This is a genomic window from Antrihabitans stalactiti (assembly GCF_012932915.1).
GTDB classification, from domain to species: Bacteria; Actinomycetota; Actinomycetes; order Mycobacteriales; family Mycobacteriaceae; genus Antrihabitans; species Antrihabitans stalactiti.
Genome location: NZ_VCQU01000010.1, coordinates 67,933 through 82,445, shown reverse-complemented (window position 1 = coordinate 82,445; position 14,513 = coordinate 67,933). Strand labels below are relative to the sequence as shown.

14 protein-coding genes are annotated in these 14,513 nt (G+C 62.8%); 10 read left to right on the top strand and 4 right to left on the bottom strand.

Annotated features, from left to right (window positions below):
- The first annotated feature begins 7 nt into the window (after positions 1-7).
- The 3 genes from FGL95_RS24915 (at position 8) to FGL95_RS24905 (ending at position 1,031) form a co-directional block, all read left to right on the top strand.
- Positions 8-199 (top strand): helix-hairpin-helix domain-containing protein, encoded by a 192-nt coding sequence (locus FGL95_RS24915; RefSeq protein WP_169592311.1) that lies wholly within the window; start codon positions 8-10, stop codon positions 197-199.
- A gap of 74 nt (positions 200-273) precedes the next feature.
- Positions 274-558 (top strand): hypothetical protein, encoded by a 285-nt coding sequence (locus tag FGL95_RS24910; protein WP_169592308.1) that lies wholly within the window; start codon positions 274-276, stop codon positions 556-558.
- A gap of 20 nt (positions 559-578) precedes the next feature.
- On the top strand, positions 579-1,031 hold the full coding sequence (locus FGL95_RS24905; RefSeq protein ID WP_169592305.1) for an SRPBCC family protein: 453 nt from the start codon (positions 579-581) through the stop codon (positions 1,029-1,031).
- Positions 1,032-1,040: 9 nt separating this feature from the next.
- Here FGL95_RS24905 and FGL95_RS24900 read toward each other — a convergent pair whose 3' ends face one another.
- Both FGL95_RS24900 and FGL95_RS24895 read right to left on the bottom strand, forming a co-directional pair.
- Positions 1,041-2,429: an acyl-CoA dehydrogenase family protein gene (locus FGL95_RS24900; RefSeq protein ID WP_169592302.1), complete on the bottom strand. Its 1,389-nt coding sequence runs from the start codon at positions 2,427-2,429 to the stop codon at positions 1,041-1,043.
- Positions 2,430-2,596: 167 nt separating this feature from the next.
- Positions 2,597-3,907: an HNH endonuclease signature motif containing protein gene (locus FGL95_RS24895; protein WP_240963285.1), complete on the bottom strand. Its 1,311-nt coding sequence runs from the start codon at positions 3,905-3,907 to the stop codon at positions 2,597-2,599.
- A 362-nt stretch (positions 3,908-4,269) separates the two neighbouring features.
- Between FGL95_RS24895 and FGL95_RS24890 the strand changes: the two genes are divergently transcribed.
- From FGL95_RS24890 to FGL95_RS24865, 6 genes are all read left to right on the top strand, one after another.
- On the top strand, positions 4,270-5,265 hold the full coding sequence (locus tag FGL95_RS24890) for an LLM class flavin-dependent oxidoreductase (protein WP_169592299.1): 996 nt from the start codon (positions 4,270-4,272) through the stop codon (positions 5,263-5,265).
- 34 nt (positions 5,266-5,299) lie between these two features.
- Entirely contained in the window at positions 5,300-5,908 is a 609-nt protein-coding gene (locus FGL95_RS24885; RefSeq protein ID WP_169592296.1) for a TRIC cation channel family protein, read from the top strand.
- Positions 5,909-6,005: 97 nt separating this feature from the next.
- Positions 6,006-7,163 carry a serine hydrolase domain-containing protein gene (locus tag FGL95_RS24880; RefSeq protein ID WP_169592293.1) on the top strand — a complete coding sequence of 386 codons (1,158 nt, stop codon included), beginning with the start codon at positions 6,006-6,008 and terminating at the stop codon, positions 7,161-7,163.
- A gap of 26 nt (positions 7,164-7,189) precedes the next feature.
- Positions 7,190-7,954 (top strand): enoyl-CoA hydratase, encoded by a 765-nt coding sequence (locus tag FGL95_RS24875; RefSeq protein ID WP_169592291.1) that lies wholly within the window; start codon positions 7,190-7,192, stop codon positions 7,952-7,954.
- Between the two features lie 123 nt (positions 7,955-8,077).
- Entirely contained in the window at positions 8,078-9,181 is a 1,104-nt protein-coding gene (locus FGL95_RS24870; protein WP_338080012.1) for a DUF2235 domain-containing protein, read from the top strand.
- 73 nt (positions 9,182-9,254) lie between these two features.
- Complete coding sequence (locus FGL95_RS24865; protein ID WP_169592286.1) at positions 9,255-11,492, top strand: NADP-dependent isocitrate dehydrogenase; 2,238 nt, start codon at positions 9,255-9,257, stop codon at positions 11,490-11,492.
- 84 nt (positions 11,493-11,576) lie between these two features.
- Here the strand turns inward: FGL95_RS24865 and FGL95_RS24860 are convergent, their stop codons facing one another.
- The gene (locus FGL95_RS24860; protein WP_169592283.1) at positions 11,577-12,932 is read right to left on the bottom strand and encodes an NtaA/DmoA family FMN-dependent monooxygenase; all 1,356 of its coding nucleotides are present in this window, start codon (positions 12,930-12,932) and stop codon (positions 11,577-11,579) included.
- 139 nt (positions 12,933-13,071) lie between these two features.
- Here FGL95_RS24860 and FGL95_RS24855 point away from each other — a divergent pair, with 139 nt between their 5' ends.
- Positions 13,072-13,893, top strand: coding sequence for an arylamine N-acetyltransferase family protein (locus FGL95_RS24855; RefSeq protein WP_169592280.1), 822 nt, complete (start codon positions 13,072-13,074; stop codon positions 13,891-13,893).
- Here FGL95_RS24855 and FGL95_RS24850 read toward each other — a convergent pair whose 3' ends face one another.
- Positions 13,894-14,451, bottom strand: a complete 558-nt coding sequence (locus FGL95_RS24850) for a methyltransferase family protein (protein ID WP_169592277.1) — start codon at positions 14,449-14,451, stop codon at positions 13,894-13,896. It abuts the gene before it with no gap.
- Between the last annotated feature and the right edge of the window lie 62 nt (positions 14,452-14,513).

The window sequence follows — 14,513 nt, the reverse complement described above, 5'->3', positions numbered from 1 at the left end:
AACACCTATGGAATCGAGCGACGCAGACCGAGGCCCTACCTTCGACGGCATCCGGATCGGCCGACCCGCGACCGGCGCCCTGATCGACGCCGGCTACCGCACCATCGCAGATTTGCCCGCCGACCTGCGCGAGCTCTCCAGCCTGCATGGAGTCGGTCCGCGGGCGATAAAGCTGATCACCGAGGCTCGCAGCGCCTGAGGGCAGCGGCATTCGTGATTCCGCGATCACAACTAAACTCACGGCGATCGTGTGGTGGACCGGGAGGATGAACGATGAAAATGACCGCGCTCATGGCCGCCACGACCGGCGTGCTTGCGCCCGCCATTTTCGTAGTCGCCCTGATGAATGCTGGTGATACCTATCAGGAAAGTTCGGTCGATCGCGGCTACACCTGCGACGCGACCGCGTGCTACTGGCCGAACGGCGAGCGAGTGATCAACGCGGACCGTTGCGGAGTTCGTTGCGGCGAGCCGCCAACGTCAGGCGACAAGCAGTCCGACTGGAACGACTGCATTGCAGCCAAACCCCTCGAAGTTTGCCGCGAGGAACTCAACTGATCACGCTAGGCTCCTCAGCCATGCCAGCATTTGCACAGACCCGTACCACCACCATCAAGGCCGATGCCCCGACGGTTCACGCGATTCTCAACGACTTCCACGAGTGGGGAAAGTGGTCGCCGTGGGAGGCGCTCGACCCAGAGCTGAAGCGCACGTTCACCGGCAACGACAAGGGCGTCGGCGCCAAGTACGCGTGGGTTGGCAACAAGAAGGTCGGCAGCGGAAACATGGAGATCACGGGCTCCACGCCGAGCCGCGTCGACATCGACTTGGAGTTCATCACTCCGTTCAAAGCGAAGAACAAGACGATCTTCGAACTCTCGCCTGCCGACGGCGGGACCAGGCTCTCGTGGACGATGAGCGGCGACCGCAACATCCTGATGACCGTCCTCGGAAAGCTGTACTTCGACAAGGCGATCTTGAAGGACTTCGACAAGGGCTTGGCATCGATCAAGGAGATCGCCGAAGCCTGAGGCCGCCCACTATTTCTTCGGCGGCGCAATCACCTTCATAGCCAGTTTCAGCATCGGAGAAGGCACCTTGTCCTTCGCCGACAGCAACATCTGGCCGGCGCGGGTACGCGCTGGGGTGCCGCGCCCGAAGGTACGATCGAGAGACCATCCACTCGGGCCGAGATCGACGTGCAGCGGCGGAGTGCCCTCCGCCGCGCCGAGTGCTTGGCCGATCACTACCCGCTGAATCTCGCTTGTCCCTTCGAAGATGGTGTACAACTTGGCATCTCGATACCACTTCTCGACTGGATTATCGCTGATGTAGCCCCATCCCCCACAGGTCTGTATCGCTTGTTCGGTCGCGCGAACCGCAACCTCGCTGGCGGCGAGCTTCGACATCGACCCCTCGCCACGGCGGAAGTCGACGCCGTTTGCGGCCATCCACGCGGCACGCCACGTCAGCAACCGCGCGGCGTCGATCTGCATGGCGATGTCCGCAAGCGGGAACGACACTCCTTGATTACGAATGATGGGCGCGCCGAACGCTTCACGCTCGTTGGCGTACTCGGTCGCGAATTCCAATGCGGCACGCGCGATTCCGATTGCTTGCGCGGCAACCATGGGACGGGTCTGCTCGAACGTGCCGAGTGTGCTCGATCCCTTGCTGCCGCTGCCGCCGTTCTTCTGCGCCTCCCTGACCCGATCGAACCGCCGCGCCAACTTCTCCTCCCCGCCGAGGAGGTTCTCCCCCGGAATCCGGCAACCGTTGAATCGCAACTCGGCGGTGTGCGATGCCCGGCACCCGAGCTTGTCGAGCTTGCGAACTAGCTCGAGTCCGGGCGTTCCACCTGGAACGACGAACAACCCTTGCCCTCGGTGGCCCAATTCAGGGTCGACGACGGCGTTGACGACGTGGACGTTCGCTATGCCGCCGTTGCCGATCCACATCTTGTGCCCGTCGATGATCCAGTCGTCGCCGTCTCTGCGCGCGGTAGTCCGGAGGTTGCGCACATCGCTGCCGCCTTGCGGCTCGGAGATCGCCAAGGCGGCGAGCTTGAGATCTCCTGGCGTCCCGAAACATTCGGGTGCCCAACGCAGCATCTGTTCGGGAGTCGCGGCCTGGCCGATCGACGACAAGGCCAACGCGGGCATCACGATGGCCAAGCCGATTCCCGCGCACCCCCAGAACAGCTCTTCCATGAACACCGGCAGCGACAGTCCTGTCGGGTCGCCGATCAGATCGCGATAGAAGAGTGGACTGTAGAAACCTCGTTCCGCCGCCTCTTCGAGAACGGGCCACGGGAACTCTTGGTTTCGGTCATATTCCGCTGCAACCGGTCTTACAACGTTCTCGGCGAAATCGTGTGTACGCGCGACGAGATCTTGCTGCGCCGGCGTGAGGGTCAGATCGAAGGGCATGTACACGAATGCCCTCTCGCCGCGCGCAGGAAACCCCCTGAATTGCCGAAGTCAGTTTATGGTTTTCGTGGTTCGTCATCATCGGACTCGTCGAGTAGGTATTCGCCGGGGTGGTGGTAGTGGTTGATCCGCGGTTTCTGTTGCGGGTCGATGTGTTTGGGCGGGATTTAGAGGGTCCGTCCGGGGTAGCGGTGCCCGGGTGGGGCGACGATGGTTTTCCAGTCGGTGTCGTTGACCCCGACGAGCGGGTGGTGGATCGGGCAGGCGAAGGTGAGTTCGTCGACGTTGGTGAGTCCGTGTTGGGCTTCCCATTCTCGGCAGTGATGACATTCGCAGTGGCTGGCCGGGCGCGAACACCCCGGGAAGGTGCAGCCTTTGTGTTGAGCGAAGATCACGATCCGTTGATCGGGTTGCGCGAGACGTTCGCTGCGGCCGAGGTAGAGCGGGCGACCGTCGTCGTCGAAGATCGCCAGGTAGTGATGGGCGTGGGCGGCGACGCGGATGGCGTCGCGCATCGGCAGCAGGGATCCGGTGTGGGTGGTGGCGTTGCCGGCGGCTTCTTCCAGCTCCTTCAAGGTCATGGTCACCACGACGGTGACCGGCAAGCCGCGGTGTTGGCCGAGTTGTCCGGAGGCGAGCATCGCCCGCGACATCGCTTTCAGCGCGTCGTGTTGGCGTTGCCCGGTCGATCTTGTGTCGCGTTTGGCGGCGTCGTCGGACGGGTCACCGTCGACGATGGGGGTGTCGTCGTCGGGGTTGCACATGCCGGGTTTGGCCCATTTGGCGAACACCGCCTCCAGATACGCCCGAAATTCCGGATCGGCGCAGAACGACCCTTTTGTCATCTTGTCCGGACCCTGTCTACCCAGATCGAACGAGCGGCGGCGGGCGCGGTCCCTCTCGTCGTCGAGGGTGCCGTCGGGGTTGAGGTGGGCCAGCATGCGGTTGGCTGCGGCGCGGAGTTCGTCGGGTCGTAGCGTGCGTGCCAGTGTCGCCAACGCGGCTTCGGCCTGCTCGCGGGTGTCGATGTCGATCGTGTGCGGGAGACTCTTGAAGAAGTCGCGGATGACCTTGATGTGCGGGTCGCCGATCTGACCGGCTTTCTGCCCGGCGGCGGTTTCGGTGTAGATCGGGTCCAGGGGTTGGCCGGTGATCGCTTGGCGTGGTCCGAGTTCGTCGGCGAGGTGAGTGCGGGTACGCGCGTCGCCGGGGGTGATGCGCAAGGCGTCGCTGAGGACCCAGGTGAGGTTGCCGTTGCCGAGTTCGCGGTAGACCCATTGTTGTTGGTGGGCGATCAGGGTGTGTCCCACGGAGGGGATCATCCGCGCCACAGTTTCCAGGCGTTGCAACACGGTGACGCGTTCGGGGTTGGACAACACCTCGAAGTTCAGATCATGGAGTGCGGTGGCGGCGTTTTCGAGCGCGGTGAGGGCGGCGTCGACGGTGGTGTCGGCTACTCCGGTCGCGGTCGCAAGCATGTTCGTAGTGTATCGGGACCCACTGACACGTTTCGGTGAGCGATCAACGGCACCAACGGTTTTCGTGACTGGTGTGACTGGACGGGTTGCTGTCTCCGGAGTGTCGGAAGTGACCGACCCTCCATCGCATCGATGTCACACCCAGCCGGTTAGATCGACTGGCTGCGACATTGATGCCGCACGGCCTGCAGTCACACCAGTCTTGGCCCAGGCTTCGTTGCTGGCGTGACCCGGTGGGTTGCTGTCTCCAGAGGGTCGGAAGTGGTCAGCAATCAATCGAACCTAGCGACCCACCGCTCACGGCCACTGTTCCCGCGAGAGCAAGAAGGAATACGACACTCCAGGTCCGGGTTGGACCGTTCATGCGCCTTTCCGTACTGGACCTTGCCCCCGTCAGCCGGACCGAAACGATTGCTGAATCGTTCACCGGCAGCGTCGCGCTGGCGCGGGCGGCGGAAGCTGCAGGGTACGAACGGGTTTGGTATGCAGAGCACCACAACATGCCGACCATTGCGTCCAGTGCGACGGCAGTGCTGATCGCGCATATTGCGGCGCACACGTCGACGATCCGGCTCGGCGCCGGCGGTGTGATGCTGCCGAACCATTCGCCTCTGGTGATCGCTGAACAATTCGGAACTCTTGCGACGCTGCATCCCGGCCGGATCGATCTCGGCCTCGGCCGTGCGCCAGGCACCGATCAGCGAACGTTTCGAGCCATGCGCCGCGACGTCCGCGCCAGCGACCAATTTCCTCAGGACGTTCTCGAACTTCAGGCGTATCTCGCGGGCCGGTCGGCGGTCGAAGGGGTCCAGGCATTCCCCGGTGCGGGCACGAACGTGCCGCTCTATATCCTCGGCTCGTCGATGTTCGGCGCCTCGCTCGCCGCGCAGCTTGGTCTCCCCTACGCGTTCGCCTCGCACTTCGCACCCGACCTGCTTCTCGACGCCGTCGCTGCGTACCGTGCCAATTTTCGTCCGAGCGAACAACTTTCGGAGCCCTATGTCATCGCCGCGTTCAATGCGACCGTGGCGCCGACTCACGCCGAGGCTGACGAGATCTTCGCCGCGGTGCGTCGTTCGCGGGTCCGGTCCTTCCTCTTGCGTGGTGTCGCACAAGCCGAGTCGTTCACCGACGACGAACTGGATGCAGTCGCGACCACGCCGCAGGGGCGCCAGGTCTTGGCGATGATGCGACGGTCCGTCGTCGGAACCGCAGACGATGCGATTGCCGCGATCACCGAGTTCGCCGCCGAAGCCGATGCTGACGAAGTCATGCTCGCTTTCCATGGCCGTAGGGCTGTCGAGCGGGTCCGCGCGCTCGAATTGGTCGCCGATGCCCGGGAACGCCTCGCGGCGTAAGCGCCTGCGCTGACCAGCCGCCTACGCTGATCGCGTGCTGCTACAGACCCTGAACCTCGTCGGCATTGCGGTATTTGCCGCGTCCGGAGCGCTCGTCGGCGTCAACAAGCGGCTGGACATCTTCGGAATCTGTGTGGTGGGAGCGACGACGGGCATCGGCGGCGGGATCTTGCGTGACCTGCTGCTGGGCATTCATCCCCCGACATCGTTGGATCGCTGGCCGAGCATCACCGTCGCTGTAGCGACATCGATCGTCGTGTCGTTCGCACATCCCGCGTTGAGCAAAGTCTGGAATGCCGTCATCCTTTTCGACGCGTTCGGTATGGGGTTGTTCGCGACCGGCGGCGCCAGCATTGCTCTCGATCACGGTTCCAGCGCATTGGGCGCCGTTCTGGTCGGCGCGACCACTGCTCTCGGCGGCGGTGTATTGCGCGACATGCTCGTCAACGAAGTACCGCTGCTCCTGCATCGAGATCTCTACGCGGTTCCGGCTCTGCTGGGCGCCGCCGTCACGGTCGTGGGCGACGCGCTTGACGTTCCTGCCGGCGCGGCGGTCATCGCGGGAACGATTCTCGCGACCGGCCTACGGTTGCTGGCCCTTTGGCGGAGCTGGCACTTACCCAGAGCGATCGGCCAGAATTAAGCCGCGATCACGGGCGGCTTGACCGATGTGCCTACCGGTCGGGCTGGCTAGCCGTATTCTTCGCTTGGCTCAGAACCTCAGTGCGGAGGGTCGATGCATGCGCATAACTCGTTTGATCGGCAACTTGGTGGTGCTCGCGGTCGTGTGCGCCGGGTGCGGCAGTACCGACGACACCACCAAAGATGCCCTGCCTGCATCTCGAATTGATTCGGCCACAACGTTTTTGAAGCAGTTCGTCGCAGACGGCAAGGCGCCCGGCGTGTTGATTCAGGTCTCGACTCCCGACGGGACGTGGACCCACGCGGTCGGCGACGCATCGACGGCACCGACCGCCGGCGCTCCGCAGCCGATCGATCCGGCAATGCAGCATCGGATCGGGAGCATTACAAAGACCTTCACGACCACACTCATCTTGAAGTTGGTTCAGGAAGGCAAGCTAAAACTCGACGACCCGATAGCGAAATACGTAGAAGGCGTGCCCGCGGGCGACCGAATCACAATTCGCATGCTCGGCAACATGACTGCGGGACTGTCGGAATACTTGGGAAATCCGGAGTTTCGTGCGGCATTCTTCGCCGATCCTGCCCGGGCATGGGAGCCGCAAGAACTGCTTGCGTACTCGTACGCGATGGGACCGGAGTACTCGCCGGGCACCAGCGCGACCTATTCGAACGCGAACACGGTCCTGCTGGGATTGGCCGTGGAGAAGATCGAAGGCAAACCATTCGAGGACGTGCTGAAGGAAAAGATTCTGCGTCCCAACAATCTTTCCCACACGGTGTGGCCGCATGATGGGAACTTCTCGGCTCCGCACGTGTTCGGCTACACGTCGCTGGATCCGAGCAATCCGATCGTCGACTCGACGAATTGGAGCCCGTCCCAGGCCTACTCCGCCGGCCAGCTGATTTCCACGCTCGACGACCTCACCCTCTGGGTGAAGTTGCTCGCCAAAGGAACGCTGCTCAACATCGACCTGCAGCGCGAACGCCTTCGTTGGGACCCGATCGGTGACAACACCGACAACTACCACTACGACTTCGGAATCGAAGACACAACAGGGTGGCTCGGGCACAACGGTGGAATCCCCGGCTACATGTCCTACGCCGTCTACCATCCCGCGATCGACTCGTCGATCGTCGTATTCATCAACAGCGACAAGGTGATCGACGGAGAGCCGCCGGTGAATCCTTTACTTCGTGATGTCAGTGCAATCTTGTTCCCCGACAACCCCGTCAAAGTCGAGGTCGTCAAGTAGCGCCGTGGGATCTCTAGGCTGAGCCCATGACAGCGACGAACGATCTGGTCCTTCTCGAGAGCCACGACAGCATCCGCACGATCAGGCTGAATGCGCCCGAGCGAAGAAACGCGTTGGATCGCGCCCTATTGGGTGAGCTTGCGAATGCGATCGCAGCAGTAGCGGCCGATCGCGATGCGCGGGCGTTGATCGTCACCGGTGCCGGCAAGGCTTTCTGCGCGGGCGCCAATCTCGAGAGTCTGTTCGGTGATGTCACCAGGCCGATCGGCGTGCTGCGGGACAACCTCAAGGGCGTCTACGGATCCTTCCTCGGCATCCGCGACCTGAACATCCCGACGATCGCGGCGGTCCAGGGCGCGGCCATCGGCGCCGGCCTCAACATCGCGCTCGCCTGTGACATCGTGGTCGCTGGACCGTACGCCGCATTCGGACCGACATTCGCCGACATCGGCCTGCATCCCGGCGGCGGTTGCTCGTACTTTCTGACCGAGCGGATCGGCGCTGCACAGGCGACCGCGGCACTGCTCATGGGCGACGTGATCAGCGCCGAGGACGCATTCCGTCTCGGGCTGGCCACTATGACGGCGACCGAGCCTGAGGCGAAGGCACGCGAGCTTGCCGAGAAGTTCGCGACGCGCGGCGCGGAACTCAACGCGAACATCAAGCGGTCGGTCCGGATCGCCACCACCTCCGACCTCGCGACGTCGGTCGATTTCGAATCGTGGGCGCAGGCATCGTCGCTGAGCAGCGAGGCATTCCGCGAGTTCGTCGCCAACTTTCGTAAACGCTAGCTCGGCGACGCTCGATGCATCCACGTCCTTAGCGAGGAGAATGGTCGACATGCGCGATCTGGTCCACAAAAGGGGTCATTTCGTATATGCATGATTGAGCACCACGCGCGGACAGGAGATCTGGTGAAGAAGATCGTGTACTGCTGTGACGGGACATGGGGCAAGAAACGCCGCTCCAACACCAACGTCTACCGGCTGTACACAGTGCTCAAGCGCACGAATACGCAGATGGTGATCTACGACAAAGGCGTCGGCACCTCCGGCTCGTGGATCCGCCGCATGCAGGGCGGGGCGTTCGGCGCTGGGCTCAACAAGGGCGTGAAGCGCGGCTACCGCAAGATCGCCGAGGTCTACGACCCAGGCGACGAGCTGTACCTGTTCGGCTTCAGCCGAGGCGCGTTCACGGCACGCAGCATCGCCGGGATGATCGCGTTCTGCGGCCTGCCGACGGTCGACAAGAGTCGCAACATCATTTCGATGGCGTTCAAGGGCTATCGCGCCCGTACGACCGAGCGGAAATGGCACCCCCCCGCGGCCGCAGAGTTCGTCGATCCGGGCATCATGATGATCGGCGTCTGGGAAACCGTTGGCACGCTGGGTATTCCAGCTGCGCTGCTCGATCGGCACGACGACGAGAAGTGGGGGTTCCACGATACGAACCTGCACGAGGACGTGCTCAACGCCTACCACGCCTTGGCATTGGACGAGCGACGACGGCAGTTCACTCCGTCGCTGTGGCACGCCCGAGCAGAAGGACTCCACCAAGTATGGTTCGCGGGCGACCACACCGATGTGGGTGGCGGTATCTCGCTCGACCCGCGCAAACGCTTTCACAAGCCAAAGCACCAGCTTTCCGATATCCCGTTCGCGTGGATGTTGTCCAAAGCGGCCGGCCACGGCCTGGAGATCAGGACCAAATCGAAGGACTATCGCGCGCTACCCCAGCCGACCGAGGCTGCGCTCGACAAGATCGGCCGCACCTGGAATCCGCTGTGGGGACGGGCAAAACCACGCGTGGTCGACCCGGGGTCCATCGTCGCGAACTCCGTCGACGTGCGCGTCAACCTGGATCCGGAGTACAACCCGCCGCTGACCATCACGTCCGCGGGGAGTCGTCGGCTCGCCGACGAGACCTACCAAGTCGAGTTGGTGGTACGAAGTTCGGCGAGTCCAACCCGGCCGATTTCACGTCGGACCAGCCGAGTGAAAGCCCAACGAAAGCCATAGTGAGATGCTTGAGGCCGCCGTCACAAAACGGCGACGAAAATCGGACCCCACAAGTGACGCCGGGAGAACAACAATGAGTGCCGAGCAGCCGACCATCATCTACACGCTGACCGACGAGGCGCCCTTTCTCGCGACAGCTGCCTTCCTACCGATCATTCGCACCTTTGCCGAACCTGCCGGCATCTCGATCGAGACCAGCGACATTTCGCTCGCGGCGCGAATCCTGGCGGAGTTTCCCGATCGGCTGACCGACGAGCAAAAAGTGCCGAACAATCTGGACGAACTCGGTCGGCTGACGCAGTTGCCCGAAACCAACATCATCAAGCTGCCCAACATCAGCGCATCCGTGCCGCAGTTGCGGGCAGCCATCAAGGAACTGCAGGAAAAGGGCTACGACGTTCCGGACCTGCCGGAGAACCCGACCACCGACGAAGAGAAAGACATCCGCACGCGCTACGGCAGGTGCCTGGGCAGCGCGGTGAACCCGGTGCTGCGCGAAGGCAACTCGGACCGTCGGGCACCCAAAGCGGTCAAGGAATACGTGCGCAAGCACCCGCACTCCATGGGCGAGTGGTCCATGGCGTCACGGTCGCATGTCGCGCACATGAAGCACGGCGACTTCTACCACGGCGAGAAGTCGATGACGCTGGACCGCGCACGCGACCTGAAGATGGAGCTGCGGACCAAGAGCGGCGAAACGATCGTGCTCAAGCCCGAGGTGTCGATGGGTGAGGGCGACGTCATCGACAGCATGTTCATGAGCCGCAAGGCGTTGCTCGAGTTCTACGAAGAGCAGATGGAGGATGCGCGCAAGACCGGCGTGATGTTCTCGCTGCACGTCAAGGCAACGATGATGAAAGTCTCGCACCCCATCGTCTTCGGCCACGCGGTCCGGACGTTCTACAAGGACGCCTTCGCCAAGCACCAAGAACTGTTCGACGAGCTGGGCGTGAACGTGAACAACGGCATGGCCAACCTCTACGAGAAGATCGAGACGTTGCCGTCGTCGCTGCGCGACGAGATCACCGAAGACCTGCACAAGTGCCACGAGCATCGGCCCGAGCTCGCCATGGTCGATTCGAGCAAAGGCATTTCGAACTTCCACTCCCCCAGTGACGTGATCGTCGACGCCTCGATGCCTGCGATGATCCGCGCGGGCGGCAAGATGTACGGCGCCGACGGACGCACCAAGGACGCCAAGGCTGTGATGCCGGAGTCGACCTTCGCCCGCATCTACCAGGAGATCATCAACTTCTGTAAGACGAACGGCGCGTTCGACCCTGCCACGATGGGCACCGTGCCGAACGTCGGCCTCATGGCACAGAAGGCCGAGGAATACGGCAGCCACGACAAGACGTTCGAAGTTCCCGAAGACGGCGACGCCAACATCGTCGATATCGCCACCGGCGAAGTCCTGCTGACTCAGCAGGTGGAAGCCGGCGACATCTGGCGCATGTGCACCGTCAAGGACGCCCCGATCCGCGACTGGGTGAAGCTGGCCGTCACTCGCGCACGTGAGTCCGGCATGCCGGTCCTGTTCTGGCTGGACCCGTACCGCCCGCACGAGAACGAGCTGATCAAGAAGGTCCGCCTGTACCTGAAGGACCACGACACGGCTGGCCTGGACATCCAGATCATGTCGCAGGTGCGGTCCATGCGATACACGCTGGAACGTCTCATCCGCGGGCTGGACACCATTTCCGCTACCGGCAACATTCTTCGCGACTATCTCACCGACCTGTTCCCGATCTTGGAACTCGGCACCAGCGCAAAGATGCTGTCCATCGTGCCTCTGATGGCAGGGGGCGGTCTGTACGAGACGGGCGCGGGCGGTTCGGCACCGAAGCACGTCAAGCAGCTGACCGAAGAGAACCACCTACGCTGGGACTCGCTCGGTGAATTCCTCGCGCTGGCAGTCAGTTTGGAAGATCTCGGTCGCAAGACCGACAACCCGCAGGCGACGATCCTGGCCAAGACGCTCGACGCCGCCACCGGCAAGCTGCTCGAAAACAACAAGAACCCGTCACGCAAGACGGGCGAACTCGACAACCGCGGCAGCCAGTTCTACCTCGCCCTGTATTGGGCGACAGAGCTTGCCAACCAGACCGACGACCCGGACCTGGCGAAGCAGTTCGCCGGACTTGCCGAGACGTTGGCCGCGAACGAGGACAAGATCGTCGCGGAACTCGCCGAGGTCCAAGGCGAGCCGGTCGACATCGGCGGTTACTACGCGGCAGATCTCGACAAGCTGGCCGACGTGATGCGGCCGAGCAAGACGTTCAACGACGCACTCGCTGCTGTCAACAACTAACTAATTGCTCACCCTCGTGAGTCTTTTGGGAGTCCCTGGACTCCTAAAAGACTCACAAGGGGTGCGCTTCGGTGACGACGCAGATCAGGCGACCGCAACTCGCCGTGGCGCTGGTGTGAGGCTTGCGTCACCCAGACCGAGGTGGTCACGCAACGTTGTCCCGGTGTAGTCGGTGCGGAACAGGCCACGCCGCTGCAGTTCTGGTACGACGAGGTCGACGAAGTCGTCGAACGTTCCTGGCGCCTGTGCGGCGGAGAGGATGTAGCCGTCGGCTTCACCGCCGTTGAATCCGTCTTCGATCTGGTCGGCAATCTGGGCGGGCGTGCCAACGAACTGCGGGAGCAGAACGCCTTGTGCGTACAGCTTTCCGATGTCGCGCAGCGTGAGGTTGTCGTTCACGCTGAGTCGTCGCGCGACGTCGAACAGCCCCTGCGTACCCGGCACGAGTATGTCTTCTACCGGCGCGTCCAGGTCGTACTGCGAGAAGTCATGGTCTGTGTGCACCGACAGCGTGATCAGGCCTGAGATCGGGTCTGCGAGTTCGTTGTGGAACGCTTGCTTCTCCCGCGCAATCGACTCGGTCTCGCCGATGAACGGGACGAAAGACGGGAAGATGTTGACGTCGTCAGGGTTACGCCCGAAGTTCGACGCGCGGGACTTCACGTCGTCGTAGTACGCCCGTCGACCCTCAGGAGTGGGATCGATCTCGAAGATCGCTTCAGCCCAGCGGGCGGCGAAATCCTTACCGATGCTGGACGATCCGGCTTGAATGAGGACCGGCCGGCTCTGCGGTGAATGCGGCACCGTCAACGGCCCGCGGGACTTGAACCACGTCCCATCGTGGTCGACAGTGCGGACCTTGTCAGGATCGGCAAAGATGCCAGTCTCCTTGTCCTGCACGAGGGCATCACGGTCCCAACTCCCCCACAGCTTCAGCGCGACCTCGACGAATTCGTGTGCGCGTTCGTAGCGCTCGTCGTGACCGAGGTGGTTGTCGAGACCAAAATTCTGCGCCTCCGCTTGATTCAGCGATGTGACGATGTTCCACGCGGACCGTCCACGCGAGAGGTGATCCAGCGTCGCGAAAATCCGGGCCACCTCGTAAGGATGAAAGTACGTAGTGGACTTGGTTATCGCGACGCCGATCTTCTCGGTGACGTTCACCAGGCTTGCCGCGACGAGCGACGGGTCGATCGTCGCCGAAGCCTGGGTACCACTGCTCAGCGGCACGCGAATGTCGTTGCCGTAGCGCACCGGAGTGGCAAGCAGGTCCGCGAAGAACAAGAAGTCGAACTTGCCACGTTCGAGCGTCTGCGCGACGCGGCGGTAATAGTCCGGGCCGAGGTAGTCGGTCTCCGATCCTGGGTGCCGCCATGCCGCGTGCGAGTGCGTGACGTGCGAGGCGATCAGAAATCCAGCCAGGTGTAGTTCACGCGCCACAGTAAATCCTTGGTGTGTCGAAAGTTTCGGCCCCGCAAGGGGCGACCGCATTCCCAGCGGGTCCTTCCACCTTCGACCGCAAATTCGACGTTGTCAGCGGTTACATCCACGCTGATATTTAGTCGAATAGAGTTACACGATGAGCGACATCCTCACCCGCTACCTGGAGCGGATCGGGCATCGTCACGCGGCTCCCACCGAGGCCGAACTCGCAGCCCTCGTGACGAAGCAACTCGCGGCAATTCCGTTCGAGAACCTGGACCCACTCTGCGGTGTCGGTGTCGCCGACCTGAGTCCGGACGCGCTGGCCGACAAGATCGTCGACCGCAAACGCGGCGGCTTTTGCTACGAACTCAACGGGCTGTTCCGGTACGTCCTCGACCAGCTGGGTTACGACGTCGTCGGGTACTCCGGCCGGGTCGTTTGGGGTGACACCACGGGCATCGCGCCGCCACGGACGCATTACGTTCTGCAGGTCACCGTTCCCGATACCGGCCGGATGTTCCTCGTCGATGTCGGCTTCGGCACGCACACCCCGCCCGCTCCGATGCTGTTCGAGAACGACAGCATTGTGCAAACGCCGCACGCCGACTACCACCTCGTCGAGGCAGACGACGAACTCACTCTCAACATGCAACGAAGTAGCGGAGACAAACCCATCTATTACTTCGACCGAGTGGTGCCGGAAGAGATCGATCTGCAGGTCGGGAGTTGGTACGCCTCAACCTATCCCGGCTTTCCGTTCGTCGGAACGATCGTTGCGGGAATCGTCACCCCGACCGCCAAATGGGCGCTCGGCGGTAGGACGCTCAACGAATACCGTCCGGGCGAACCAGTCCGCCGAACGGAACTCGGGTCCGCCGCCGACGTCGTTCGCGTACTGACCGAAACCTTCGACATCGACACCGCCCGAATCCCTGGACTCACCGAGCATGTGGAAGCAGCCCTCGAACGGCTCTGACTACCGCCTCGGATTGGGCCCCAGATAGGGCTGTGGCGGCGCGGGCGGTTGGTATTGCGTGCGTGGCCAGGGCGTGAGACGAGGTAGCCACCCCGGCACGTGGCGCCGGTATTCGTCGTATTCGGCACCGAATTGCTCGCGCAGCGTCGGCTGCTCATAGACGGTCACGAAAGTGACGAAAGCCAGCGCTATTACGCCGGCATAGACGAGTAGCGACGGGCGCGCGAGGATGAGCGCCTGCCCGAGAATCGTCGACACGACGGCGACGTACATCGGATTGCGGACGAACCGATATGCCCCGCCGACGACGAGTTTCTCGGTCGGCGCGACGGGCGCCGGTGTACCGATCCCCTCGACGACGAATCGACCGAAAGCATGCAACAGCAACGGAACCCCTGCAACGACGAGAGCCCACCCGGCGACCGTCCACGGCACTGGATAGTGACCGGACTCTGCAACCTCCCACCGAGTGATCAGCCACGGCACCGCCCCTGCCACCATCGCGGGCGCGACCGCGAAGAACACCGCACTCCCGACTGCCGCTTGGCCCCTATTCATCTGACCCCTCCAACCAACGACAACAAGTGTTGACTTAGTTGGGAATCTACTCTCGTCGCTCG